Genomic DNA, 26,811 nt, shown 5'->3' with positions numbered 1-26,811 from the left:
CGGCAGCTCCTACCGGACATTCGTTGCAGCCACCTGGAGTATTGCCATGCACAAGCCTTGCGCGTTAGCTGCTGTCCTTTCCTTAAGCCTCTGCTCGCAATGGGCGCTGGCGACTCCTGAACTTCCCGAGCGATTAAGCAAGAGCGAGAAAATCGTCTATTGCTCCGGCATGGATTCGCCACCGCTGGTGTCGTTTGATCTGAAGCAAAAACCGGTCGGCCTTCAGGTGGATATGGGCGAGGCGATTGCCCAGCGCCTGGGTGACAAAAAAGTCGAATGGCGGATCTCTCCATTCGCCGGGCTGATCCCGGCGCTGTTGGCGCAACAGTGCGACATGATCGTCGATCAACTGTTCGACAAGCCCGAACGCCGTGAGGTGATCGACATCGTCAACTTCATGTATTCCAGCCAGTCCATCGTGGTGCCCAAAGGCAATCCGAAATCAGTGAACACGCTGGAAGATTTATCGGGGCTCAAGGTCGCGGTCAGTAATGGTTCAACCATCCGCGTGCTGCTGGGCAAAGAGAACGAAAAACTCGAAGCGGCCGGCAAGGCACCGATGAAGCTGGTGGTCTACAACGTCGACGCCGATGCATTCCAGGCCTTGCGCATCAACCAGGTGGACGCTTTCGGCACCACGGTCGAGTCTGCCGGTCATTACCAGCAACTGGCCCCTGACTTGTTTCAATCAGCGGTGCCTGCTTTCAACCGCATCCTGACCGGTTTCGGTGTGCGCAAAAGTGATCCGCAATTGACTGTCGCATTGACCGAAGTCTTGCAAGGCATGCGTGCCGACGGAAGTTACGAAGCGCTCCTCAGTAAATGGCATGTCAGCAGCGACAAACTGGACTGAGGACGAACCTGATGAACTTCAATTGGGATGTGTTCTGGCAATACCTGTTACAGCCCAGTGATGTCTACCTGACGGGGTTGTGGCTGACGTGCCTGATCAGTGTGTCGGCGATGTTGCTCGGCTGTGTGCTGGGGTTGATCGCGGCGTTGATGAAACTGTCGAGTAACCCGCTGTTGCAATACCCGGTGCGCTTTTATGTCTGGCTGATGCGCGGCACGCCGCTGCTGGTGCAGATCGTGTTTCTGTACACGGCATTGGCGGCCGGTGGCATTTTCCGCTTCGAAGACCTGGACCTCGGCTGGTTCATCGTGCCGGGCAACATTCAGGCCGCGATCATCGCCCTGGGCCTCAACGAAGGCGCGTATATGGCCGAGATCATTCGGGCCGGCATCGGTGCGGTGGACAAGGGGCAGTACGAAGCCGGACGGTCCCTGGGCATGACGTTCCCCAGGTTGATGCGCCGTATCGTGCTGCCCCAGGCCTTCCGGGTCATCGTTCCGCCGCTGGGCAACGAGTTCAACGTGATGTTGAAAAACACCACGCTGGTCAGCGTGATCGGCGTGCAGGAGTTGTTGCTCAGTACGCAAATGGTGACCTCGGCGACCTTCCGGGTGTTCGAGTTGTATCTGGTTGTTGCCATTTACTTCCTGGCATTGACCACGCTCTGGGGCTTTTTCCAGCGCTGGCTCGAGGCGCGTTTCGGCCAATCCGATCGTCCGGCTCCGGCCGCCAGCCGAATGTTCGGTCGCAACACCATGAAACTGTTGAGAGGGCGTTGAGATGGCACACATGAGTGAAGAGCTGGTCATCGAAGCGCTGGATATTCACAAGTCGTTTGGTGACCTGGAAATTCTCAAGGGCATTTCGCTGCAAGTGAAGCGGGGTGAAGTGGTGGTGCTGATCGGCGCCTCCGGTTCGGGCAAAACCACCTTTATTCGCTGCATCAATCTGCTGGAGGACATTCAGTCCGGGCAAATCCGTGTCAGCGGCCAGCCCATGGGTTACCGCACCCGTGCCGATGGCAGCCTGGTCCGGGACTCGGAGCGCAACATTGCGCGTCAGCGCCGGGACATCGGCATGGTGTTTCAGCGCTTCAATCTGTTCCCGCACATGACGGCCCTGGAAAACATCATCGAGGCGCCCATCCATGTGCTCGGCGTGCCTCGCGCGGCAGCGGTGGAGCAGGCGCGGGCGTTGCTCAAGCGGGTCGGGCTGGCCGAGAAGGCGGATCACTACCCTTCGATGCTGTCCGGTGGGCAGCAGCAGCGGGTGGCCATCGCCCGGGCGCTGGCCATGAAACCCCTGGCGATGTTGTTCGACGAGCCCACCAGCGCCCTTGACCCGGAGACGGTGGGTGAAGTGCTGCAAGTCATGAAGGAACTGGCCGAGGAGGGCATGACCATGGTCGTGGTCACCCACGAAATGGGTTTTGCTCGCGAAGTGGCCGATCGGGTGGTGGTCCTCGATCAAGGCGAACTGATCGAGCAGGGTCCACCCGAACAGATCTTCAGCCAACCCCGCCATGCCCGTACCCGGGCGTTCCTCAGCCGCGTGCTGTAGGAGCGAGCAGGCTCGCTCCTACAGATTTTTATGAACATTACTTTTGTGTGAGTCCTGCCATGTTCAAGTTTTCTGCCCATGAGTATCCCTATACCTCACAACGTCAAAGCGTTTTCGCCAAGCGCGGCATGGTCGCCGCCTCTCAGCCACTGGCCRCCGAAGCCGGGATTGAAATGATGCGTCGCGGCGGCAATGCCATCGATGCGGCCATCGCCACGGCAGCAGCATTGACGGTGGTCGAGCCCACCGGTTGTGGTATTGGTGGTGACGCTTTTGCCTTGGTCTGGACCCAAGACAAACTGCATGGCTTGGCTGCCAACGGCGCCGCTCCGCAAGCCCTGAGCATTGAGGCAGTGAAAGCGGCCGGCCATGAAAAAATGCCGCTGCATGGCTGGACGCCTGTCACTGTTCCTGGCTGCCCGTCGGCCTGGGCGCAATTGTCCCGGCGTTTCGGTCGTCTGCCCTTTGCGGACTTGCTGCAGCCGGCGATCAGTCTGGCGCGGGACGGATTTCCCGTTTCGCCAGTGGTCGCCTTGCAGTGGCAAACCGCGCTGGAGGATTTCACTTCCGACCGTAGCGACGTGCTCGAGAGCTGGTTCGAGACCTTCCTGATCGAAGGCCGTGCCCCCCGCGCCGGCGAACTGTTCCGTAACCCGGCCCAGGCACGGACCTTGAGCGAATTGGCCGCCACCGAGTGCGAAAGTATTTACCGTGGCGCGCTGGCGCAGAGGCTGGATGAGCATTCGCGGGCCACGGGCGGCTATCTGCGCGCCAGTGATTTGCAGGACTACCGCGCTCAGTGGGTTGAGCCGATCAAGGTTAACTATCGTGGTGTCGACGTCTGGGAGATTCCACCGAGCGGTCAGGGACTCGTGGCGTTGATGGCGTTGAAGATTCTCGAGGGCTTTGACTTCGATCATCGCGACAGCCAGCAGACCTGGCATCGTCAACTTGAGGCCATGAAACTTGCCTACAGCGATGGTTTGCACTACATCACCGATCCGGAGCACATGCGGGTGGCGGCGGACGATTTGCTTAGCGACCACTATTGCGCTCATCGCCGGGCGCGGATTGGTGAGCAGGCCGTGGCGCCCCTGCCGGGTGATCCCCACGCCAGTGGTACGGTCTATCTGGCCACCGCCGATGCGGAGGGCAACATGGTTTCGTTCATCCAGAGCAACTATCACGGCTTTGGCTCCGGCGTGGTATTGCCCGACAGCGGTATCGCCCTGCAAAACCGCGGTGAAGAGTTCAGTCTTGATCCCGGGCATTCCAATTGCCTGGCGCCTGGCAAAAAGACCTTCCACACCATCATTCCAGGGTTCCTTACAAAAGACGGTGAAGCGATGGGCCCCTTTGGTGTCATGGGCGGCTACATGCAACCGCAAGGACATGTGCAGATGGTCATGAATCTGGTGGATTTCGGACTCAACCCTCAAGCCGCGCTGGACGCACCGCGTTGGCAATGGTTGGGGGGCATGAAGGTGGGCATTGAGCAGGACGCTTCGCGGGATATGGTTGCGGCACTGGCGCGTCGCGGGCACGAGGTTCAGGTGGCGAGCGATCTCACCAGTTACGGGCGTGGCCAAATTATCTTGCGCGACCCTGAAACCGGCGTGTTATGCGGCGGGACAGAGCCACGAACGGACTCACATATAGCGGTGTATTGAAGAACACGAGAGAGGGCGAGGAGTTGGGGGGCGTCCTCCTTGACGCCGCCGCAGCTTAGAGACTGTGTGACTGACTCTCAAGTGCTGCCTGTCGCTGGTTTGAACCCATGGTGCCGGGCTTCTCTTGCCAACTGGTATTCTTTTGATATCATCCGCGCCATCGAATTTGCGACACATGAAGACTTCATTAGCCTGAAGCCAAAGCCAGAAAAACTGGCAAAAAAAGACCCGGCAAAAAGCCGGGTCAAAAACCGTGATTAGCCTGATGAGGAGATAGTCCAGGAGACCGACCTAAGGTCACCTGGTCCATCGACTGATCTCGCGACCAGTTGATGCAATAATAATCATTCTCGTTTGCAAGTCAAACGAATTTGCCTGCTCGATAGGAAAATTCTTTCCTGTCCTCCTTGTTTGCGATTCCACCTCAGCCGTTTGCATACCCCTCCAGTGATCGATCGACCATTGCCTTGGCCATGTCGATCATGTGCACCGTCGAAAATGCCAGGTCACGGTTCGCGCCTTGCAGGTGATTGGCTGACTCGTACGCGGTGGCGGCAGCACAGCGCAACAGGTCCAAAGCATGGACCAGCGCCTCTTCGCCGCTGATATTGCGGTTCACATCAAAAAAACGCGGCTCGGCCACTTCCTCCGAAATAGCTGGTTTCAAGTAATAGTCCAGCGCGCGTTGTGCCGCCGCTGAGCCCTGGGGCGAGGTGAGGGTGGTGTCGATTTGCATGTCTGGCAGGTCATTGGCGGGTGGGTTCATGGCGATGGCAAGCTCCGTGTTAGATTCAGATCCGTGAATTGATCCTAATACGAACTGTATTTGTGACGATAATTTAAATACTACAATTTGTGTTTTGATGGCCGGAGTCACCCACGTATCGTGCCGCACATGGATAAATGGATTGAATTGGTCAAGGCCAAGATGAGTGAACTCAAAATCACTCAAGAGATACTCGCCGAGCGCCTCGGGATGTCCCAGGGCGGCATTGGCCACTGGCTCAACAAACGTCGTGAACCCGGCATCGAAGACATGAACCGTGTCCTGCGGGCGCTGGGCCTTGAGTTTCTCGAAGTGGCGCTGGTAATCCGGGAGCCGCAGGCGTCAACGGACGACGAAATCCCTCTGACACATAAGTACAATCCGTACTTCCGCTACCCGGTCAGTGACTGGCGCGAACCTGCCGAAGTGCGCGATGGCGAGGTCGCGGTGTATGGGAAAGGGCACTTTGAGTTGTCCGATTATCACGCGCAGGGACCGGCATTCTGGTTGAGAGTGTCAGGTGATGCGATGACCGCGCCCACTGGTATCAGTATTGCGCAAGGCATGCTGATCCTGGTGGACCCGGCGGTGGAAGCGGTGCCCGGCAAACTGGTCATTGCCCAGTGGCCGGACAGCACCGAAGCCACGTTCCGCAAGCTCATCGAAGAGGGCGGGCAGCGTTATCTGGTCCCGCTCAATCCGACGTATCCGAAAGCCTTGTACACCGACGAATGTCGAATCATCGGTGTAGTGGTTCAGGCAACAGCCAGGTTCTGATCGGATCGGTCCTCGTGATGCGTAGGACCGATCTTCATTTCACGCGTCTTCCAGTTCGACCAGTGCACTGCCTTCGCTGACCATCTCGCCTTCCTGGCAATACAGCGCCTTGATCACCCCGGCGTGGGGCGCGCGGATGCTGTGCTCCATTTTCATCGCTTCCAGTACCACCAATTGCGCCCCGGCTTCGACCGATTGCCCGGCCTCCACCAACACACGGACGATGCTGCCGTTCATCGGTGCGGTCAGCCCGCCGTGATGGCTGTGGCTGGCCTCGACGGCGCTGATCGGGTCGTAAGCCTCGATGCGGCGCAACTCGCCATCCCATTGCAAATACACCTGTTCGCCACGGCGTATTGCGCGGTGTTGACGGCGCACACCAGCCTGCTCGGTCAGCAGCTGCTCACCCTTGAGCCGAGCGCTGTGGGCATTGATGTCGCCCAGCGTCAGCGCCCGGTCCTGGCCTTCACAACTCAGGTGCAGGGTGATTGCTCTCGGCAAACCGGCACGCAGGCCATTACGCGCCGCCCATGGCGAACTCGGATCATCGGCGCGGGTTGCAGGCGGTTGGCTCTGGGCAAACGCCTGGGCGGCGGCCTGCCAGAAATCATCGCTGAGTTGCGCAGGCGTCGGCAGCAACTGCTCCTGATAGCGCGGAATGAAGCCGGTATCCAGTTCGGCAGCGGCAAATGCCGGGTGACCGATGATGCGCCGCAGGAAATTGATGTTGGTCTTCAGCCCGCCGATGGCGAATTCGTCGAGCATGCTCAGCAGGCGTAAACGCGCCTGTTCACGGTCCTCGCCCCAGGCAATCAGCTTGCCGAGCATCGGGTCGTAGAAAGGCGAAACTTCATCGCCTTCTTCAACACCGCTGTCCACTCGACGCCCCGGTCCCTGGGCGGATTCGCGATACAGCTCCAGGCGACCGGTTGCCGGCAGGAAATCATTGCCCGGGTCTTCGGCATATAGCCGCACCTCGATCGCGTGCCCCATCAGCGGCACCTGGTCTTGCGTCATCGGCAACGCTTCGCCACGAGCCACGCGAATCTGCCAGGCCACCAGGTCGAGGCCGGTGATGGCTTCGGTGACAGGGTGTTCCACTTGCAGGCGGGTGTTCATCTCCATGAAGAAGAACTCGCCCCGCGCATCCAGCAAAAACTCAACGGTGCCGGCACCGACATAACCGATGGCCTGCGCTGAACGCACAGCGGCTTCGCCCATGGCGCGTCGCAGCTCCGGGCTCAGGCCAGGTGCTGGCGCTTCTTCGACGACTTTCTGGTGACGGCGCTGAATCGAGCAGTCGCGTTCGTTGAGGTACAGGCAGTTGCCGTGCTGGTCGGCGAACACCTGGATTTCCACGTGACGTGGCTTGAGCAGGTACTTCTCCACCAGCATCCGCGAGTCGCCGAACGACGATTGCGCTTCGCGCTGGGCCGAGGCCAGGGCTTCGGCCAGTTGGCTGACGTCCTCGACCACTTTCATGCCTTTGCCGCCGCCACCCGCGGTGGCCTTGAGCAGCACCGGGTAGCCGATGCGTTCGCAGGCGGTGCGGAAGGTTTCCAGGTCCTGGGCTTCGCCGTGATAACCGGGCACCAGCGGCACGCCAGCGGTTTCCATCAAGGCTTTGGCCGCGGACTTGCTGCCCATGGCGTCGATGGCCGAGGCGGGCGGGCCGAGGAAAATCAGACCGGCGTTTTCGATGGCGCGGGCGAACCCGGCGTTCTCCGACAAGAAGCCGTAGCCGGGGTGAATCGCCTGGGCGCCGCTGGCCTTGGCGGCGGCGATCAGTTTGTCGATCTGCAGATAGCTGTCGGCGGCTTTGCTGCCACCCAGGTCGACGCGAATGTCGGCTTCGCGGCTGTGTCGGGCGTCACGGTCGGTGGCGCTGTGCACGGCCACGGTGGTCAGGCCCAGCGCCTTGGCGGTGCGCATCACCCGGCAAGCAATTTCGCCACGGTTGGCCACCAGCAGGGTGGTGAGGACAGGTGCGCTCATCAGCGGGGCTCCTTGGTGGATTCGGCCTGCCAGCTCGGCGGACGCTTTTGCAGGAAGGCACGCAAGCCTTCCTGGCCTTCGGGGCTGACACGAATGCGGGCGATGGCGTTTTCGGTGTAGCGGCGCAATGCCGGGTTCAATGAGCCGTCGCCGACTTCGCGCAACAGATCCTTGCTGGCGCGCATCGCGGCCGGACTGTTGAGCAGCAGATTGTCGATCCATTGCTCGATTTTTTGCTCCAGCTCAACGAGTGGATAGCTTTCCGACAACAAACCGATTTCCCGAGCCCGTTGCCCACCGAAGCGCTCGGCGGTCAAGGCATAGCGACGGGTAGCGCGCTCGCCAATGGCTTGCACCACGAACGGGCTGATCACTGCCGGCGCCAGGCCGATGCGCACTTCCGAGAGGCAGAACTGCGCGTCATCAGCACCGATGGCCATGTCGCAGCAACTGATCAGGCCCAGCGCGCCACCGAAGGCCGCGCCCTGTACCACTGCCAGGGTCGGGACTTTCAGTTTGGCCAGGTTGTACATCAACTCCGCCAGTTCCCGGGCGTCATCGAGGTTGGTGGCGTAATCGAGCTCGGCCGATTGCTGCATCCAGGCCAGGTCGGCGCCGGCGCTGAAATGCTTGCCGCGACCGCGCACGATCAGAAATCGCAGGCTGGCATCGCTCGCGACTTTGTCGAGGGCGAGGATCAGTTCGCGGATCATTTCAGCGTTGAAGGCGTTGTTCTTTTCTTCACGGCTGAGCCACAGCGTGGCAAAACCACGGGGGTCGGTCAGCAGTTCGAGGGTGTTGAAGTCGCTCATATTCGTCCGTCTCCACGGCACTTGTAGGAGCGAGCTTGCTCGCGATGGACTAAAGGGCGGCGCGTTAAATCAGAAAGCGCGCGTTATCGTTAACGTCCATCGCGAGCAAGCTCGCTCCTACAAAAAAATCACATCCGGAACACGCCGAAGCGGCTCGGTTCGATTGGCGCGTTCAACGACGCGGACAAGGCCAGGGCCAGTACGTCGCGGGTCTGGGCCGGGTCGATGACACCGTCGTCCCACAGGCGCGCGCTGGAATAGTAGGGGTGACCCTGCTCTTCGTACTGGTCGAGGATCGGTTGCTTGATCTCGGCTTCCTGCTCGGCGCTGAAACCCTGGCCGCTGCGTTCGGCCTGCTCACGCTTGACCTGCACCAGTACGCCGGCCGCCTGTTCGGCACCCATCACGCCAATACGCGCATTCGGCCACATCCACAAAAAGCGCGGGTCGTAGGCGCGACCGCACATGCCGTAGTTACCGGCACCGAAACTGCCGCCGATGATCACGGTGAACTTCGGCACCTTGGCGCAGGCCACGGCGGTCACCAGTTTCGCGCCGTGCTTGGCGATGCCGCCAGCTTCGTATTTCTGGCCGACCATGAAGCCGGTGATGTTCTGCAGGAACAGCAGCGGGATGCCGCGCTGGCACGCCAGTTCGATGAAGTGCGCGCCTTTCTGCGCCGCTTCAGCGAACAGGATGCCGTTGTTGGCGAGGATCGCGATCGGGTAACCGTGCAGGTAAGCAAAACCGCAGACCAGCGTTGTCCCGAACAGCGCCTTGAATTCGTCGAATACCGATCCGTCCACCAACCGCGCAATCACTTCGCGCACGTCGAACGGTTGCTTGGCGTCGGCCGGGACCACGCCGTACAGCTCGTCGCTGCTGTAGAGCGGGGCGATCGGAGTGCGTTGCTGAACCTCACCTTGCTTGCGCCAGTTGAGGTTGGCGACGCTGCGGCGGGCGAGTGCGAGTGCGTGCTCATCGCTCTCGGCGTAATGGTCGGCCACTCCGGAAATCTTGCAGTGCACATCGGCCCCGCCGAGATCTTCGGCGCTGACCACTTCACCGGTCGCGGCTTTCACCAGCGGCGGGCCGGCGAGAAAGATCGTTGCCTGTTCGCGGACCATGATTGCTTCGTCGGCCATCGCCGGTACATAGGCGCCGCCAGCGGTGCAGGAACCCATGACCACGGCAATCTGCGGAATGCCCATGGCGCTCATGTTGGCCTGGTTGAAGAAAATTCGCCCGAAGTGCTCGCGGTCCGGGAACACTTCATCCTGGCGCGGCAGGTTGGCGCCGCCCGAGTCCACCAGGTAGATGCACGGCAGACGGTTCTGTTGGGCGATGGTCTGGGCACGCAGGTGTTTTTTCACCGTCAGTGGGTAATACGAGCCACCTTTTACCGTGGCGTCGTTGGCGACGATCATGCATTCGACGCCCTCCACTCGGCCGATCCCGGCAATCACGCCAGCGGCAGGGACGTCTTCGCCRTACACCTCGTACGCCGCCAGTTGGCTGATCTCCAAAAATGGCGAACCCGGATCGAGCAAGCGGTTAATGCGCTCGCGAGGCAGCAGTTTGCCCCGCGAGGTGTGGCGTTCCTGAGCCTTCGGGCCACCACCTTGCGCCACTTGGGCGAGCAGGGTGTGCAGGGCGTCGACTTGTTTGAGCATCGCCGCGCTGTTGGTGGCGAACTCCGCTGAACGGGGGTTGAGCTGGGTATGCAGGGTAGCCATGGGCAGCTCCGTTTAGCGGGTTTCGTTGAACAGTTCGCGACCGATCAGCATGCGACGGATCTCACTGGTGCCCGCGCCGATTTCGTACAGCTTGGCGTCACGCAACAGACGGCCGGCCGGGAATTCATTGATGTAGCCGTTGCCACCGAGAATCTGGATCGCGTCGAGGGCCATTTGCGTGGCGCGTTCGGCGCTGTAGAGGATCACGCCGGCGGCGTCCTTGCGCGTGGTTTCGCCGCGCTCGCAAGCCTGGGCCACGGCGTACAGGTAGGCGCGGCTGGCGTTGAGTTGGGTGTACATGTCAGCGACCTTGCCCTGGATCAGCTGGAATTCGCCGATGCTTTGGCCGAACTGCTTGCGGTCGTGGATGTACGGCACGATCAGGTCCATGCACGCCTGCATGATCCCGGTCGGGCCACCGGAGAGCACGACGCGCTCATAGTCGAGGCCGCTCATCAGCACTTTCACGCCGCCGTTGAGCACGCCGAGGATGTTTTCTTCCGGCACTTCGACGTCATCGAAAAACAGTTCGCAGGTGTTCGAACCGCGCATGCCCAGCTTGTCGAACTTGTTGCTGCGGCTGAAGCCTTTCCAGTCGCGTTCGACGATGAAGGCGGTGATGCCGTGGGGGCCCTTTTCCAGATCGGTCTTGGCGTAGATCACGTAGGTGTTGGCGTCCGGACCATTGGTGATCCAGGTCTTGCTGCCGTTGAGCACGTAATGATCGCCGCGCTTGTCGGCGCGCAGCTTCATCGAGACCACGTCGGAGCCGGCGTTCGGTTCGCTCATGGCCAATGCGCCGATGTGCTCGCCGCTGATCAGCTTGGGCAGGTATTTGGTTTTCTGTTCGTGGTTGCCATTGCGATTGATCTGGTTGACGCACAGGTTGGAGTGGGCGCCGTAGGACAACGCCACCGAGGCCGAGCCACGGCTGATTTCTTCCATGGCCACCACGTGGGCCAGGTAACCCAGGCCGGCACCGCCGTACTCTTCCGGCACGGTAATGCCCAGCAGGCCCATGTCGCCGAATTTGCGCCACAGGTCGGCGGGGAACAGGTTGTCGATGTCGATCTGAGCGGCGCGCGGGGCGATCTCCTTGGCGACGAAGGACTGAACCTGATCGCGCAGCATGTCGATGGTTTCACCGAGGGCAAAGTTCAGGGATGGATAGCTCATGGGTCACCTTTTGGCTTTTTTATCGGTTGGTGAGACTGTCAATGGGTTCTCACCTTTACGTTAACGTAAGCCTGTGATGAATGGCTGTCAATCACCCTTTACGTTAACGTCAACTTGAGCGAGAGTAGAGCCAGTTCAAGATAGAACGCGGACCACGCCTGTGGCACCGCCGGTAGCCCATAAATAAAGACAATAGGGGTCGTCATGGATCAAACCAGTGCAAGCCCGCAACGCAGTTATACCCGCGGTTCCCAGGACAAAGCCTTACTGGCGATGACCATCGGCCAGGCTTTCGACAACACGGTCGCGCAATACCCGGACGGGGAGGCGCTGGTGGTGCGTCATCAACAGCTGCGTTACACCTGGCGGCAATTGGCAGAGGTCGCGGACCTGCACGCCAGAGCACTGCTGGCGCTGGGGCTGCAAGCCGGGGACCGCCTTGGCATCTGGGCACCGAACTGTGCGCAGTGGTGCATCAGTCAGATTGCCACCGCGAAAATCGGCGTGATCCTGGTCAACATCAACCCCGCCTATCGCAGTTCCGAACTGGAATACGTGTTGAAGCAATCCGGCTGCCAATGGCTTGTGTGTGCCGGGGCCTTCAAGTCCTCGGACTATCACGCGATGCTGCAAGGCCTGGTGCCGGAACTGGCCGGGCAATCCATCGGCAAACTGCACAGCGAGCGGCTGCCGGAGTTGCGTGGTGTCATCAGCCTGGATGCACAACCACCGTCAGGGTTCCTGCCATGGTCGCAACTGGCCGATCTGGCGGGCAGCGTCACGGTCGAGCAACTGCATGAGCGTCAGGACAGCCTGCACTTCGATCAGCCGGTGAATATCCAGTACACCTCCGGCACCACCGGTTTCCCCAAGGGCGCGACCCTCAGTCACTACAACATTCTCAACAACGGTTACATGGTCGGCGAAAGCCTGGGCCTGACGGCGGCCGATCGGCTGGTGATCCCGGTGCCGCTGTATCACTGCTTCGGCATGGTCATGGGCAACCTCGGCTGCATCACCCATGGCAGCACGATGATTTATCCAAACGATGCATTCGATCCGTTACTGACCCTAGGCACCGTCGCGGAAGAAAAAGCCACGGCGCTATACGGCGTGCCGACCATGTTCATCGCCGTGCTCGATCAGCCTCAGCGTGCCGGGTTCGACCTGTCGAGCCTGCGCACCGGGATCATGGCGGGCGCGACCTGTCCTATCGAGGTGATGCGCCGGGTCATCAGCGAAATGCACATGAGCGAAGTGCAGATTGCCTACGGCATGACGGAAACCAGTCCGGTGTCATTGCAGACCGGTCCTTCAGATGACCTGGAGCTGCGCGTGACCACCGTCGGTCGTACCCAGCCGCAGCTGGAAAGCAAGATCATTGACGAGGCGGGCAACCTGGTACCGCGCGGCACCATCGGTGAGCTGTGCACCCGCGGTTACAGCGTGATGCTGGGTTACTGGAACAACCCTGAAGGCACGGCGCAAGCCATCGATCAGGCCGGCTGGATGCACACCGGTGACCTGGCGAGCATGAACGATGAGGGCTACGTGTGCATTGCCGGGCGCAACAAGGACATGATCATCCGCGGCGGTGAGAACATTTACCCGCGGGAGCTGGAGGAATTTTTCTTCACTCATCCGGCCGTTGCGGATGTTCAGGTGATCGGTATTCCTTGCTCGCGTTACGGCGAAGAGATCGTCGCCTGGATCAAGTTCCACCCCGGCCACAGCGCCACCGAGCAAGAGCTGCAAGCCTGGTGCAAGGAGCGCATCGCGCACTTCAAGACGCCGCGTTACTTCAAGTTCGTCGAGGAGTTTCCGATGACCGTGACCGGCAAGATCCAGAAATTCCGGATGCGCGAGATCAGTATTGAGGAATTGCGCAACAAGCAGGGTTGATGCGTAACCCTGAGGGAGCGGGCTTGCCCGCGATGACGGCAGCACATTCAACATGGATGTTGGCTGACCCACCGCTATCGCGAGCAAGCTCGCTCCCACAGGGGGCGGTGGTGGAAACACAAATGCCAGACAGCACAAAGGGGAGCCGAAGCTCCCCTTTAATTTTGTTGCGCGTGCTCTTTTTTTATTATTGAGGGTCGGTCTGTTGTTGTTTTTGGCAACCGTTGCCCTTTACCGCTGTTTTTGGCGATCCCCATCCGGGATCAAGAGCAAACGTATTTTTTTGAGCGCTGATCTACTTTCTCGCTGAGCGATCCAACCGAATCGGGAGCTACCTGAAGGTAGTTTTATTATTCTCTGCCCGGTTGCGGGTAACTCCGAAAAGCACCCTGAAAAGCACATCTTCTCCAAAAAAATCTGTTAGCTGCGTCTCTGCCGTGTTGTTTTTGTTATGTCAGAGTCGTTACGTCTTGTTTTTATTAGGTTTGCCGCAATTTTTTTATTCTTGTTGTGCGATAGATATAGCAGGAGCCATGCCAACTTTTTAAAAGCCTTTAAAATCAACGGTTTGGAGATTTTCAGAGTTTTACGCTTCAGGCAAAACCCTACATTTTGTTTCCGTGTTACTCGCTTGCGCCCACGTTTGAGTCCGTGCGGTAACACCCGGACACACTCAGCGCACTCACTGTGCGCTGCGGGCCTTGGCCACGCGGGAACCGGTAGGGCGACCCAGTACGGTACAAATCTGTTGACCGGCAACCATCAAGGCGTCGAGGTCGATTCCGGTGTCGATGCCCAGGCCGTTGAGCAGGTAAACCACGTCCTCGGTCGCGACGTTACCGCTGGCGCCCTTGGCATAGGGGCAGCCGCCGAGACCTGCGATGGAGCTGTCGAACACCGAGATGCCTTCCAGCAGGCTGGCGTAGATGTTGGCCACAGCCTGACCATAGGTGTCGTGGAAGTGTCCGGCGAGTTTTTCCCGGGGCACATCCTTTGCTACCGTTTCAAACATCTTGCGGGTTGCGCCGGCGGTGCCGGTGCCGATGGTGTCCCCCAGCGAGACCTCATAGCAGCCCATGGCATAGAGCTCGCGAGCGACTACGGCGACTTGTTCCGGGGCGACGTTACCTTCATAGGGGCAGCCCAGCACACAGGAAACATAACCGCGCACGGTCACCCCGTGTTGTCTGGCAGCGTCCATGATCGGTGCGAAACGCTCCAGGCTTTCGCTGATCGAGCAATTGATGTTGCGTTGGGAAAACGCCTCTGAAGCCGCGGCGAACACGGCCACTTCCTTGACCCCGGCGGCGAGGGCGTCTTCGAAACCGCGCAGGTTGGGAGCGAGCGCGCCGTAGACCACGCCCGGCTTGCGCTGGATCTGCGCGAAGACCTCGGCGGAGCCGGCCATCTGCGGCACCCACTTGGGCGACACGAAACTGCCGACTTCTATATAGCCGAGCCCGGCTGCGGTCAGTGCATCGACCAGTTGTACCTTGTCGGTAACACTGATGGGCCGGGCTTCGTTTTGCAGGCCGTCGCGTGGGCCGACTTCGACAATGCGTACGTGGGTGGGGAGGGACATGGGCTTCGACCTGTTGTAATTGTCTGAATGCGCTGAGAACCCTGTGGGAGCGAGCTTGCTCGCGATGAGGGCATCACATTCAACATTTTTGGTGACTGACACTCCGCTATCGCGAGCAAGCTCGCTCCCACAGTGGATAGTGTGGATTTATTGAACCGATTCCTGGCTTTTGAGCGTCTGCTCCAGCGCCTGCACACAGCGCTCTTCAGCGGTATCCAGCTCAAGCTTCATCTGTTCGATGTCCAGCAACTGCTGTTCAAGCTGCTCACGGCGTTCGCTGATTTTCGCCAGCATGCTGTGCAACTGCTTGGTGTTACCGCTGGAGGGGTCGTAGAGCTCGATCAGTTCGCGGCATTCAGCCAGCGAAAAGCCGATGCGCTTGCCCCGCAGGATCAGCTTCAGGCTGACCTTGTCGCGGGGTGAGTAAATGCGTTCCTGGCCACGACGCTCGGGGCTGAGCAGGCCTTGCTCTTCATAAAAGCGAATGGCCCGGGTGGTGATGTCGAGCTCGCGGGCGAGATCGGAAATGCTGTAGGTCTGGCTGCTCATGGAAGCGCTCGCAAAAGGTCATGGCGCTAAGCTAATGGCAGGTTGACGTTTACGTCAAGGGGCAGAGATTTTCGGTTTCCTCGCGGGCCTCATCGCGAGCAAGCTCGCTCCCACATTGGATCTGCAGTGAACACAATATCTGCGTAAGACAGAGAACCCTGTGGGAGCGAGCTTGCTCGCGATAGGGGCACCCCGGTATCAATCCCTACACCTTCTCGAGCTTCTTCTCCTGCGCCGTCACCTGCTGGCACAGCTCGATCATCTGCTCGCGCATCCAGCGATTCGCCGGGTCCTGGTCAGTGCTTTCGTGCCAGTAAAGATGGGTTTCCACCGGCGGCACATCGTTGACTGGCAGATAAAAGGCGTGCAGGTCGTTACGCCGGGCGAAGCGTTCCGGCACGGTCATGACCATGTCCGTCTGTTGTAGCACTTGCGAGGCCATCAGGTAATGCTGGGAGCGCAGGGCGATCTTGCGCTGGATGCCCATCTTGCCCAGCGCCAGGTCGACATAGCCGAGGCCGCTGCGGCGGCTGGAAATATGGATGTGGGTCAGGCCCAGGTAATCATCCAGGGTGAGTTTCTCTTTGCCCGCCAGCGGGTGCCCCTTGCGCATGGCGCACACGTAGCGGTCTTCCATCAACTTGACATGACGTACCTGCGGGTCGGTGTTGAGCGGCGCATCGACCGCGAAGTCGAGGCGACCGGCCGCCAGTTCCTTGGTGGTTTCGCGGCGTTTGGACAGGAAGCTTTCGATGATCACCGTCGGCGCCAGGCGGCGCAGGCGCTGGAACAGCGGCGGCAGGATCACCGCTTCGGTGAGGTCGGTCATGCTGATGCGGTAGGTCTTGACCGCTTGCTGCGGGTTGAAAATGCGGCTTTCCTGCACCGATACGCGCAGCAGCGAGAGGGCGTTGCGCACCGGGCCGATGATGTTCTGCGCCATCGGCGTGGGCACCATGCCCTGGGCAGTGCGCACGAACAACGGGTCGTTGAAGGTCTCGCGCAGACGCGCCAGCGCGTTCGACACCGCCGGCTGGGTGATGCCGACGATTTGCCCGGCGCGGGTCAGGTTGGCTTCGGTGTAGATCGCGTCGAAGACGATGAAAAGGTTGAGATCGACCTTGCTCAGATTCATTACGCGGCTCTCTTATTGTGTGTGCGGGCTGACCTTGACGATCAGCCGATCATATATCGGTGATGAATGTTTATACACGCCGAGAATAGGCTAGGTAAATGTTCATGGCTGTTCTAGCATCGATTGCATGATCTAAACAACCTCCCCCAAGAAGGTATCTCGCTCATGGATTTCGCTTATTCGCCCAAGGTTCAGGAACTGCGCGAGCGCGTGACTGCGTTCATGGACACCTACGTTTATCCCGCCGAAGCCGTGTTCGAACGCCAGGTCGCCGAAGGCGATCGCTGGCAGCCGACCGCGATCATGGAAGAACTCAAACTCAAGGCCAAGGCCGAAGGCCTGTGGAATTTGTTTCTGCCTGAGTCCGAGCTCGGTGCCGGCCTGACCAACCTCGAATACGCGCCGCTGGCGGAAATCATGGGGCGCTCGCTGCTGGGGCCAGAGCCGTTCAACTGCTCGGCACCGGACACCGGCAACATGGAAGTGCTGGTGCGTTACGCCAACGAAGAGCAGAAACAACGCTGGCTCGAACCCTTGTTGCGCGGCGAGATCCGCTCGGCCTTCGCCATGACCGAACCGGACGTTGCGTCCTCCGACGCCACCAACATGGCTGCCCGTGCGGTGCGCGATGGCGACGAGTGGGTGATCAACGGCAAGAAATGGTGGACCTCGGGTGCTTGCGACCCGCGCTGCAAAATCCTGATTTTCATGGGGCTGAGCAATCCTGACGGGCCACGCCACGCGCAGCACTCGATGATTCTGGTACCGGTGGACACCCCCGGGGTAAAAATCCTGCGTCCACTGCCGGTGTTCGGCTACGACGATGCGCCTCACGGTCACGCCGAAGTGCTGTTCGAAAACGTCCGGGTGCCGTACGAAAACGTCCTGCTGGGGGAAGGTCGCGGCTTCGAAATCGCTCAAGGTCGCCTTGGTCCGGGCCGGATTCACCACTGCATGCGTTCGATCGGCATGGCCGAGCGTGCACTGGAACTGATGTGCAAGCGCTCGGTGAGCCGCACCGCATTCGGCAAACCCCTGGCGCGGCTGGGCGGTAACGTCGACAAGATCGCCGACTCGCGGATGGAAATCGACATGGCTCGCCTGCTGACGTTGAAAGCGGCGTACATGATGGACACAGTCGGCAACAAAGTGGCGAAAAGCGAGATCGCGCAGATCAAGGTCGTCGCTCCAAACGTTGCGTTGCGAGTGATCGACCGGGCGATCCAGATTCATGGTGGAGCAGGGGTTTCCAACGATTTCCCGCTGGCCTACATGTACGCCATGCAGCGCACCCTGCGCCTGGCCGACGGCCCGGACGAAGTGCACCGAGCGGCGATCGGTAAATTCGAGATTGGCAAATATGTGCCGAAGGAGATGATGCGTAGCGGGCAGTAAGACCGCGTTATCGTTCATCGCGAGCAGGCTCACTCCCACAGGTTCACTGCGATCCCTGTAGGAGTGAGCCTGCTCGCGATGGCGTCAGTAAATTCACCCTCTCAACCTCAACCTCAACCTCAACCTCAACCTCAAGCTCAATATACCCAAACCTCAACCCGCCGATTCTTGATCCTTCCCTCATCAGCGCTATTGGCCGCCACCGGCATTTCGGCACCGAATCCGCGAATCTCGCGAAACACCACGCCGCTCTTCACCAACTCCCGCCGTACCGCCATGGCCCGCAGTTTCGACAACAGGTCGGCACGCGCCGGGTCGCTTTTGGCGTCACCAAATCCCACCAGCGTGACCTGTCCATCGGTCTTGTCGTGCTGCTTTATATAGTCGAGCACCCGCCACAGGTCTTGCCGCGCCTTGTTGTCCAGGCTGGCACTGCCTTCCTCGAAACGGAAATTCACCGACAGCCGTTGAGCATGTCGACTCAGTGCCTGATAACCCTCGGGCATCAATGCATTGGGGGTAACGGCCATGGCCTGGACGGTTTGGGCAATAAAACCGTTGGCGGCCACAATGGCCTGGCCGTCAGTACTTTGGGCAAAGGTCACCAGTGCTTTAGCCCAGGGATTTTTGCCATTGGGTGGCAGGTAGAAGAACAATCGACGGGACAGCGGATAGTCTTCCGTGGCAATCAGGCTGTTGAGCGGCAACATGGCTTGCGATTGCCCGTCGACAATGGCCACGGTTTTGGCCTGGCGCACATAGGGCAATCCGATAAATCCGATGCCTTGCGGGTCGGCGCTGACCGCATCGGACAGTTGCTCGCTGGACTCGAAGCGTTTCGCCGTGCTGCTCAGAGCTTTCCCACGGCTACTGAGGAGCAGTTCCTTGAAGGTGTCGTAAGTCCCGGACTGATCATCCCGCGCATACAGATGAATGGGTCCGCCGCGGCCGCCGATGTCTTCCCAGTTTTTTACCTCGCCATTGAAAATGCGCGCCAGTTGCACGGTGTCGAGTTGGTTCAGCGGATTGCCCGGATGCAGGATGATCGCCAGGCCATCGATGGCAATGACCTGTTCGGCGCTCGGGCTTTTCAGGTCACCGAGGGATTGCAGGCTGCCCAGTTCGCTGTCCTTGATCGGGCGCGACGAGGCGGCCAGGTCGGCGCTGGCTGCTTTGAGCGCAGTGAAGCCTGTGCTGGAACCATGGGCCGCCACCTCCACCATGACCCGCCGGCCTTGAACGGTTTCGCCGACGATGCGCAGTTCATTGGCGGTGTCCGGGGTTTCGCGGTGAATCCTGCGCAGGCCCTGTTCGCTCAGCAGGCCCTCGACCAGTGCCGGTCCCAATGCCGCGCCGATGGTGTTGGAACCCTGGATGCGCAGCACTGTGCCGTGTTCGGGTATCGGCAAGTCGCCGGCCGGGGCCGCCTGCGGCAAGCCCATGCACAGCATCAACAGGAACAACACGCGCAGCATCATGCCGGCACCTTACATAGCCAAAGGAGGTGCCGGGAGAATAAGTCAGTAAGGTTTCCGAAAAATGACAGGTTGTGCGATGGACCAATGTGGGAGCGAGCTTGCTCGCGATGGGGCCTTAACATTCAATATCGATGTTGAATAAAAGACCGCTATCGTCGGAACGCCGCCCGGAGCAAGCTCGCTCCCACAGGGTATTGATGTGATCAGGAGAAATCAGCTCAACTCAAGCCAGATCGGCGCATGGTCCGAAGGTTTTTCCATACCGCGCAGTTCGTAGTCCACCCCTGCGGCCTTCACCCGTGGCAGCAAGCCCTGGGAGGCGAGGATCAGGTCGATGCGCAGGCCACGCTTGGGTTCGTCTTCGAAGCCACGGCTGCGGTAGTCAAACCAGCTGAAGGTGTCGGTCACGTCCGGGTTCAGGTGACGGAAACTGTCGACCAGGCCCCAGTTCTTCAAGCGGGCCATCCACTCGCGCTCTTCCGGCAGGAAGCTGCATTTGCCGGTTTTCAGCCAGCGCTTCATGTTGTCCGGGCCGATGCCGATATCGCAGTCTTCCGGGGAGATGTTCACATCGCCCATCACCACCAGTGGCTGGTCGTTCTCGAACTGGCTTTCCAGCAGTTGCTGCAAATCGCTGTAGAAGCGTTCCTTGGCCGGGAATTTGGTCGGGTGGTCGCGGTTTTCGCCCTGTGGGAAATAACCGTTCATGATGGTCACCGGCACACCATTGGCGTCGGCGAAGGTGCCCCAGATGAAGCGTCGTTGGGCGTCTTCTTCGTCGGTGGCGAAACCCTTGTGCAGGGCCAGCGGCTCCTGTCGCGAGAGCAGGGCGACGCCGTAATGCCCCTTTTGTCCGTGGAAGTACACGTGGTAGCCCAGTGCTCTGACTTCATCGAGGGGAAACTGGTCGTCGTGGACCTTGGTTTCCTGCAAGCCGATCACATCGGGCTGGTGCTTTTCGATCAGCGCCGCCAGCTGATGGGGACGGGCGCGCAGCCCGTTGATGTTGAAGGAGACGATCTTCATGGTCGGCAGTCCTGGCAAAAGGGCGATGCTAGCTGACATGTGGGAATCGGGCCAGTGTGGGGTGAGGGGATTTACTGTGTTCTGTCGGACCTGTGTTGACCATCCCGGCCTCTTTGTCGATTTCATTGCCTACACTGATTTCGGATCTGTAAGGAACTGTGTCAGCGCCGATCCGCTCGTAACAACAAGAGTGCAGCCACCCGAGCTGTACCGGGGAGATCAACCGTCATGCCCGAAACCTCGACCGCCATCGCCGATATTCACATGCTTGACAGCGGCTACGCCCGCGAAGCGCGTTCGCTCCTGTACCAGGCTTATCGACACGAGCCGACTTTCGGCTATTTGTTCGAAGCCGAACGCCCCGGTTACGAACAGCGGGTTCGTGCCACCGTGCGCGAACTGGTGAGCCAGCATTTTCTCCAGGACCTGCCCGCCATCGGCCTGCTGGTCAACGACCGCCTGATCGGCATCGCTCTGATCGCACCGCCGCAACGTCGGCTTGGCGTCACCGAAAGTTGGGCCTGGCGCCTGCGCATGGTGCTCAGTACGGGATTTCGCTGCACCCGTCGCTACCTCGAATATCATGCTGCCGTGGAGGCCTGTGTGCCGAACGACTCGGTGCACGTCCTGCCATTGCTGGGGGTGCATCCACAATTCCAGGGCAAACATTTCGGCGAGCAGTTGTTGCAGGCCGTGCACAACTGGTGCGCGGTGGATGAAAACTCACAGGGCGTGATCCTCGACACCGGGAATCCGCGTTATCTGGAGTTCTACAAGCGTCAAGGCTACGAGGAAATTGGTGAGGTCGCCGTAGGACCGATCCGCGAACACGTGTTTTTTCACCCCAATCCCCAGGTGTTACAAACAGCAACTGCTTGAACGGCGAACTTTCCGGGCATGTCAGGCTCTATCACGCTCTCAAGCTCGTGATAGCATCCGCGCCTATGAAGTTTCCAGGAAGAATTACCAGTGGCGTGCTCATGCTGTTATCCAGCTGCACGGCGCTGGCGCAAAGTGAATTGGATGTGCGGATCAAACCGTCCAACGATGAACTGAAGGCCAATATAGAGGGCTATATCGGCAGCCTCGGCGATCGTGACGAAGAAGCCTTGCAGCGCTTCGGTCGTGGCGCCGAAGAGCAGGCGCGCAAGGCCTCCCAGGCCTTGGGTTATTACCAGCCGCACATCGACAGCGAGGTGAAAGGTGGCAAGACACCACGCCTGGTGTTGACCATCGATCCTGGCGAGCCGGTGCATCTGCGCAATGTGACGATACGCGTCGACGGACCGGCGGCCTCCCTCAAAACCTTTCGTGTACCCAAGAGCGACGCGCTCAAACCAGGGGCGGTGCTCAATCATGGGCATTACGAGGACGCCAAGCGCCTGATCCAGAATCAGGCTTCGCGCTATGGCTTTTTCAGCGGCCGTTTCACCCGTTCAAAATTGTCGGTCGACCCGCGAGCCGGCGTCGCCGATATCGAACTGATCTATGAAAGTGGCCCGCGCTATACCTTGGGCAAGGTCAGTTTCGAGGGTGATACGCCGTTCGATGACGAGCTGCTGCAACGCATGGTGCCATTCAAGGCCGGCGAGCCGTATGACTCGGAACTGATCGCCGAACTCAATCAGAATCTGCAATCGAGCGGGTACTTCGAAGGTGTGCGCGTGGACGCGGCACCCAAGGCGTCCAAGGACGATGCGATCCCGGTGGACGTCAAGCTCGAAACCCGCAAGCCGCGGACCATGGGCCTGGGCCTGGGTTTCTCCACCGACGTCGGCCCACGGGCCAAGGCCAACTGGACCCGACACTGGGTCAACGCCCAAGGGCACAGTTATGGCTGGGAGACCGAAGTCTCGGCGCCGCGGCAAAACGTCGGGCTGTTCTACGACATTCCACTGGACCCGCCACTGACCGACAAACTGCGTTTTGCCGGCGGTTATCAGAATGAGGACATCGCCGGCACCGACACCCACAGCAAGTTGCTGACCCTCGGCCCCGAATGGCACAGCAAGTTGCCCAGCGGCTGGCAACGGGTGGTGTCGCTGAAGTGGCAGCGCGAGGATTACCAACTTGGCGATGACTCCGGACTCAGTAACCTGCTGATGCCCGGCGTGAATTATTCGTACCTGAAAAGCGACAACCGCATCGACCCGCATAACGGCTATCGGCTGCAATTCGAATCCAGAGTGGCCAAGGAAGGTTTGGGTTCCGACAGCAACCTGCTCTACGGCACGGCGCTGGTCAAAGGCTTGACCACGGTGTTCGACAACCATCGTTTTCTCGGGCGGGTGCAGGTCGGCGGCAGTGCCACCAACGGCTTCAAATCGGTGCCGCCATCGCTGCGCTTCTTCGCCGGTGGCGATCAGAGCGTGCGCGGTTACGACTATCAGAGCCTGTCCCCGGAAAACTCCGACGGTGCCCGTATCGGTGGTCGCTACATGGTGGCCGCCAGCGCGGAATATCAGTATTCCATCGCCGAAAAATGGCGGGTCGCGACCTTTGTCGATCAGGGCAACTCCTTCAATACACTCGAACTGCCGAATCTCAAGACCGGGGTCGGTATCGGCGTGCGCTGGGTATCGCCGGTGGGGCCTATCCGCCTCGACCTGGCCCGCGCGCTGGACGACGATGGCGGCTTTCGACTGCACTTTTCCATGGGGCCTGAGCTGTGAAGCGTGGTTTGAAAGTAACGCTGCTGGCGATAGCGGCATTGTTGATGCTGGTTGTCCTGACGCTGGTCACGGTGCTGGGCACGGCGACGGGCAGCCGCTGGGCATTGGGCTTCGTGCCGGGCTTGACCCTGGACAACTTCCAGGGCCGTCTGGGCGGGCAGTGGAGTGCCGACCGGGTGTTGTGGCAACAGGCCAACAACCGGGTTGAGCTGAGCAAGGTGATTTTTGCCTGGTCGCCGTTGTGCCTGACTCGCATGACCTTGTGCATCGAGCAATTGCAGGCCGATCAGGTCAGCCTGACGTTCCCGCCGGGTGCCGAAGAGTCAGACAGCGGCCCGATCACACTTCCGCAGCTCAAGTTACCCTTGGCCATCGRACTGGGGGAGATCAAGGTCGGCAGCCTGTTGTTCAACGGCAGCGAAGAGCTCAAGGGCTTGCAACTGGCGGCGCACTGGACGACGGCCGGTTTGAGGATCGATTCGGCGGCGTTGCAGCGCGATGACCTGAGCCTGAACCTGTCCGGCCTGCTGCAACCCTCCGGCAACTGGCCCCTCAGTGCCGAAGGCAAACTGACCCTGTTGTCGACGCCTGAACCCTTGGCGCTGGCGCTGAAAGTCGACGGCGATCTGCTCAAAACCCTGAACTTGAAAGCCGACAGCAGCGGTTACCTCAACGGGCAACTGAGCGGCGAACTGCAACCGCTGGTGGAAAACCTGCCGGCCAAGGTGCGGATCACCGCCGATGGCTTCAAGCCGAGTACCGATCTGCCGGACACCCTGCAACTCAATCAGCTGGAGCTCACCGGCGCTGGCGACCTGAAGAACGGCTACGCGCTGCTCGGCAAAGCCACGCTGCCCGCCGAGCAAGGGCCAGTCGCCCTGGTGCTGCAAGGCAAGGTCGACGCCAAGGGCGCGCAGATCGCCGCGCTGGACCTGACCGCCAACGACAAGCAAAGCCTCAAACTCACTGGACAGCTGGATTGGAGCAAGGGCCTGAGCGCCGAGGCGAAGATCGACTGGCTGGACTTCCCATGGCACAGGCTCTATCCGCTCATCGACGAACCGCAAGTAGCGCTTCGCACGTTCACCGGCGAAGTCTCCTACACCGACGGTAAGTACCTTGGGCATTTCGCCGCCGCGGCGGACGGTCCGGCCGGCGCTTTCACCCTGGCCAGCCCGTTCGCGGGCGACCTGACGAAAATCTACCTGCAGCAGATTCAACTCCAGGCTGGGCAGGGTAAGGCCGAAGGTCACCTCAACCTGCAATTCGCCGACGGCATTGCCTGGGACACCGCGCTGGACCTGTCGGCGATCAATCCCGCGTACTGGGTCGCGGAGCTGCCGGGCACGCTGGCCGGGCCGTTGCGCAGCCAGGGCGAGATGAAAAACGAAGTGCTCAGCCTCAATGCCGACCTGGACCTCAAGGGCAAACTGCGCGGTCAACCGGCGGTGATCCAGGCCAAGGCCGATGGCCGTGGCGAGCAATGGAACCTCAATGCCCTGCAAGTTCGTCTCGGCGATAACAGCATCAGTGGCAAAGGCAGCCTGCAACAGAAACTCGCCGGCCAGATCGATCTCAAGTTGCCGCGCCTGGCCCAGCTCTGGCCGCAACTGCGCGGCCAACTCAATGGCCGCGTGGATGTCGCCGGCACGCTCAAGGCGCCCCAGGGCAAGCTTGACCTGCAAGGCTCGCAACTGGCTTTCCAGGACAATCGCCTGCAAAGCCTGAACCTGGACGCCACCCTGGACAGTGCGCAAAGGGCGAAAATCGACCTCAAGGGCAGCGGCATCCGGGCCGGTGACACCTCGCTGGGAACGCTGACCGCCAGCGGCCAGGGCGATATCAAGAACCAGAAGCTGAACCTCGATCTGCAAGGGCCGAAGCTGAAACTGGCGCTGGGTCTGGACGGTGCGCTGGACAAGGGCAATTGGCGCGGACGCCTGGCCAGCGGTGACATCCAGGCCGGTGGCCAGGACTGGAAGCTGCAAGGGCCGGCGAAACTCGAACGCCTGGCGGACGGCAAAATCAGTTTTGGCGCCCATTGCTGGGCATCCGGCCAGGCCAGTCTGTGCGGTGAAGACTCGCGCCTGATGCCCGAGCCGAAGCTGCGTTATCACCTCAAGCAGTTCCCGATCGACAGCCTCGCGCAATGGTTGCCGAAGGATTTCGCCTGGCAGGGTCGTCTCAACGCCGACCTGCAACTGGACCTGCCGGCCAGCGGCCCGAACGGCCAGATCAGCGTCGATGCCGGCGGCGGCACGTTGCGCATCAAGGAAAAGGAGCAGTGGCTGGACTTCCCGTACCAGACCCTGAAACTCACCAGCAAACTCACGCCCAAACGCATCGACACCGAGCTCAATTTCGTCGGTGGCAAACTCGGTGAGTTGATGGTGCAGGCGCAGCTCAATCCGTTGCCGAAGAACAAACCGTTGAGCGGCTCGTTCCGCTTGAGCGGGCTGGACCTGTCGGTGGCGCGACCGTTCGTGCCGATGGTCGAGAAACTGACCGGGCGCTTGAACGGCAGCGGCACGATTTCCGGCGGGCTGCTGGCGCCGCAAGTCAACGGCAGTCTGCAACTCAGCGACGGTCAGATCTCCGGGCCTGAATTGCCGATGGAGCTGAAAAACCTGCACGTTCAAGCTCTCATCGCCGGTGAAAGCGTAGAACTGAAAGGCGGCTGGAGCAGCGGCAAGGCCGGGCAGGGCAGCCTGAACGGCAACATAGCCTGGGGTCAGGCACTGGTGGTGGACCTGGTGCTCAAGGGCTCGCAATTGCCGGTCACCGTCGAGCCATACGCCAAGCTGGAAGTCGCTCCGGACCTGAAAATCTCGATGAAGGGCGACGAGTTGGCCATCGCCGGCAAAGTGCTGGTGCCCAAGGGCGAAATCACCATTCGCGAGTTGCCGCCGTCAACGGTCAAGGTCTCCGATGACACGGTGATCGTCGGTCAGCAAACCGAGGAGGGCAAACCGCCGCTGGCGATGAAGATGGACATCGAAGTGCTGGTCGGCGAGGACAAGCTGAGCTTCGCCGGGTTTGGCTTGACCGCGAATGTGCAGGGGCATGTGCACATCGGTGACAACATGGACACCCGTGGCGAGCTGTGGCTAAACGATGGCCGATACCGCGCCTATGGCCAGCGGCTTTCGGTGCGCCGGGCACGCTTGCTGTTCGCCGGGCCCATCGATCAGCCGTATCTGGACATCGAGGCCATTCGCAAGACCGACGATATCATCGCCGGCATTCGCCTGAGTGGCAGCGCCGAGCAGCCGACCACACAGATCTTTTCCGAACCGGCCATGAGCCAGGAGGAGGCCCTGTCTTATCTGGTGCTCGGGCGTCCGCTGAGCAGCAATGGTGAAGACAACAACATGCTCGCCCAGGCAGCCCTCGGTCTGGGCTTGATGGGCAGTTCCGGAGTGACCAGTGGTCTGGCCAAGAACCTGGGCATCCAGGACTTCCAGCTTGACACTCAGGGCAGCGGTACCACCACCAGTGTGGTGGCCAGCGGCAACCTTTCCGAGAAGCTCAGCCTGCGCTATGGCGTCGGTGTGTTCGAACCGGCCAACACCATTGCCTTGCGCTACAAGCTGAGCAAGAAGGTCTATCTCGAAGCTGCTGGCGGCGTGGCCAGTTCGCTGGATATCTTCTACAAGCGGGATTTCTAGGCCTGCGTTTTCTTTAAAACCGAGTCGCCCCCATCGCGAGCAAGCTCGCTCCCACAAGG

21 protein-coding genes are annotated in these 26,811 nt (G+C 60.3%); 11 read left to right on the top strand and 10 right to left on the bottom strand.

Going from position 1 to position 26,811, the window contains the following annotated elements:
* Nucleotides 1-46 precede the first annotated feature (46 nt).
* The 5 genes from AC1DU9_RS19640 to AC1DU9_RS19620 all read left to right on the top strand — a co-directional run bounded on the left by AC1DU9_RS19640 (nt 47) and on the right by AC1DU9_RS19620 (nt 4,344).
* The gene (locus tag AC1DU9_RS19640; RefSeq protein WP_223461486.1) at nt 47-853 is read left to right on the top strand and encodes an ABC transporter substrate-binding protein; all 807 of its coding nucleotides are present in this window, start codon (nt 47-49) and stop codon (nt 851-853) included.
* A gap of 11 nt (nt 854-864) precedes the next feature.
* On the top strand, nt 865-1,632 hold the full coding sequence (locus AC1DU9_RS19635; protein ID WP_223461488.1) for an amino acid ABC transporter permease: 768 nt from the start codon (nt 865-867) through the stop codon (nt 1,630-1,632).
* A 1-nt stretch (nt 1,633) separates the two neighbouring features.
* Nucleotides 1,634-2,413, top strand: a complete 780-nt coding sequence (locus AC1DU9_RS19630; RefSeq protein WP_223461490.1) for an amino acid ABC transporter ATP-binding protein — start codon at nt 1,634-1,636, stop codon at nt 2,411-2,413.
* Between the two features lie 59 nt (nt 2,414-2,472).
* Entirely contained in the window at nt 2,473-4,083 is a 1,611-nt protein-coding gene (locus tag AC1DU9_RS19625; RefSeq protein WP_477810657.1) for a gamma-glutamyltransferase family protein, read from the top strand.
* A gap of 66 nt (nt 4,084-4,149) precedes the next feature.
* Entirely contained in the window at nt 4,150-4,344 is a 195-nt protein-coding gene (locus AC1DU9_RS19620; protein WP_223461494.1) for a hypothetical protein, read from the top strand.
* Between the two features lie 163 nt (nt 4,345-4,507).
* Here AC1DU9_RS19620 and AC1DU9_RS19615 read toward each other — a convergent pair whose 3' ends face one another.
* On the bottom strand, nt 4,508-4,849 hold the full coding sequence (locus AC1DU9_RS19615) for a DUF6124 family protein (protein ID WP_223461644.1): 342 nt from the start codon (nt 4,847-4,849) through the stop codon (nt 4,508-4,510).
* Nucleotides 4,850-4,978: 129 nt separating this feature from the next.
* Between AC1DU9_RS19615 and AC1DU9_RS19610 the strand changes: the two genes are divergently transcribed.
* On the top strand, nt 4,979-5,626 hold the full coding sequence (locus AC1DU9_RS19610; RefSeq protein ID WP_223461496.1) for a LexA family protein: 648 nt from the start codon (nt 4,979-4,981) through the stop codon (nt 5,624-5,626).
* Between the two features lie 39 nt (nt 5,627-5,665).
* Here the strand turns inward: AC1DU9_RS19610 and AC1DU9_RS19605 are convergent, their stop codons facing one another.
* From AC1DU9_RS19605 to AC1DU9_RS19590, 4 genes are all read right to left on the bottom strand, one after another.
* Nucleotides 5,666-7,621, bottom strand: coding sequence for an acetyl/propionyl/methylcrotonyl-CoA carboxylase subunit alpha (locus AC1DU9_RS19605; protein ID WP_223461499.1), 1,956 nt, complete (start codon nt 7,619-7,621; stop codon nt 5,666-5,668).
* Nucleotides 7,621-8,433, bottom strand: coding sequence for a gamma-carboxygeranoyl-CoA hydratase (locus tag AC1DU9_RS19600; protein ID WP_477810656.1), 813 nt, complete (start codon nt 8,431-8,433; stop codon nt 7,621-7,623). Before AC1DU9_RS19600 ends, AC1DU9_RS19605 begins: the two co-directional genes overlap by 1 nt.
* A gap of 128 nt (nt 8,434-8,561) precedes the next feature.
* Entirely contained in the window at nt 8,562-10,169 is a 1,608-nt protein-coding gene (locus AC1DU9_RS19595) for a carboxyl transferase domain-containing protein (protein WP_056724065.1), read from the bottom strand.
* 12 nt (nt 10,170-10,181) lie between these two features.
* Complete coding sequence (locus AC1DU9_RS19590; RefSeq protein WP_108219085.1) at nt 10,182-11,345, bottom strand: isovaleryl-CoA dehydrogenase; 1,164 nt, start codon at nt 11,343-11,345, stop codon at nt 10,182-10,184.
* A gap of 204 nt (nt 11,346-11,549) precedes the next feature.
* On the opposite strand from AC1DU9_RS19590, the gene AC1DU9_RS19585 reads away from it, so the two are divergent.
* Nucleotides 11,550-13,247: an AMP-binding protein gene (locus AC1DU9_RS19585; protein WP_223461503.1), complete on the top strand. Its 1,698-nt coding sequence runs from the start codon at nt 11,550-11,552 to the stop codon at nt 13,245-13,247.
* Between the two features lie 682 nt (nt 13,248-13,929).
* Here AC1DU9_RS19585 and AC1DU9_RS19580 read toward each other — a convergent pair.
* The 3 genes from AC1DU9_RS19580 to AC1DU9_RS19570 all read right to left on the bottom strand — a co-directional run bounded on the left by AC1DU9_RS19580 (nt 13,930) and on the right by AC1DU9_RS19570 (nt 16,513).
* Nucleotides 13,930-14,829 carry a hydroxymethylglutaryl-CoA lyase gene (locus AC1DU9_RS19580; protein WP_223461505.1) on the bottom strand — a complete coding sequence of 300 codons (900 nt, stop codon included), beginning with the start codon at nt 14,827-14,829 and terminating at the stop codon, nt 13,930-13,932.
* Nucleotides 14,830-14,976: 147 nt separating this feature from the next.
* Nucleotides 14,977-15,378: a MerR family transcriptional regulator gene (locus AC1DU9_RS19575; RefSeq protein ID WP_007992801.1), complete on the bottom strand. Its 402-nt coding sequence runs from the start codon at nt 15,376-15,378 to the stop codon at nt 14,977-14,979.
* A gap of 205 nt (nt 15,379-15,583) precedes the next feature.
* Complete coding sequence (locus AC1DU9_RS19570) at nt 15,584-16,513, bottom strand: LysR family transcriptional regulator (protein WP_008053617.1); 930 nt, start codon at nt 16,511-16,513, stop codon at nt 15,584-15,586.
* A 165-nt stretch (nt 16,514-16,678) separates the two neighbouring features.
* Between AC1DU9_RS19570 and AC1DU9_RS19565 the strand changes: the two genes are divergently transcribed.
* A complete protein-coding gene (locus AC1DU9_RS19565; RefSeq protein ID WP_223461507.1) occupies nt 16,679-17,908 on the top strand; it encodes an acyl-CoA dehydrogenase in 1,230 nt (409 codons plus the stop codon).
* 137 nt (nt 17,909-18,045) lie between these two features.
* On the opposite strand, the gene AC1DU9_RS19560 is transcribed toward AC1DU9_RS19565, so the two are convergent.
* A complete protein-coding gene (locus AC1DU9_RS19560; RefSeq protein WP_223461510.1) occupies nt 18,046-19,386 on the bottom strand; it encodes a phosphate ABC transporter substrate-binding/OmpA family protein in 1,341 nt (446 codons plus the stop codon).
* 213 nt (nt 19,387-19,599) lie between these two features.
* A complete protein-coding gene (gene xthA / locus AC1DU9_RS19555; protein WP_223461512.1) occupies nt 19,600-20,412 on the bottom strand; it encodes an exodeoxyribonuclease III in 813 nt (270 codons plus the stop codon).
* A gap of 228 nt (nt 20,413-20,640) precedes the next feature.
* Here xthA and AC1DU9_RS19550 point away from each other — a divergent pair, with 228 nt between their 5' ends.
* The 3 genes from AC1DU9_RS19550 to AC1DU9_RS19540 all read left to right on the top strand — a co-directional run bounded on the left by AC1DU9_RS19550 (nt 20,641) and on the right by AC1DU9_RS19540 (nt 26,752).
* On the top strand, nt 20,641-21,291 hold the full coding sequence (locus tag AC1DU9_RS19550) for a GNAT family N-acetyltransferase (RefSeq protein ID WP_223461514.1): 651 nt from the start codon (nt 20,641-20,643) through the stop codon (nt 21,289-21,291).
* Between the two features lie 65 nt (nt 21,292-21,356).
* Nucleotides 21,357-23,084 (top strand): autotransporter assembly complex protein TamA, encoded by a 1,728-nt coding sequence (locus tag AC1DU9_RS19545; RefSeq protein WP_223461516.1) that lies wholly within the window; start codon nt 21,357-21,359, stop codon nt 23,082-23,084.
* Entirely contained in the window at nt 23,081-26,752 is a 3,672-nt protein-coding gene (locus AC1DU9_RS19540) for a translocation/assembly module TamB domain-containing protein (RefSeq protein WP_477810655.1), read from the top strand. The genes AC1DU9_RS19545 and AC1DU9_RS19540 overlap by 4 nt, the downstream gene beginning before the upstream one ends.
* Nucleotides 26,753-26,811: the final 59 nt, after the last annotated feature.

The organism is Pseudomonas sp. P4_C1 (genome assembly GCF_056402155.1).
Note: the sequence above shows the minus strand (reverse complement) of the source record. Positions and strands in the feature narration are given on the sequence as shown.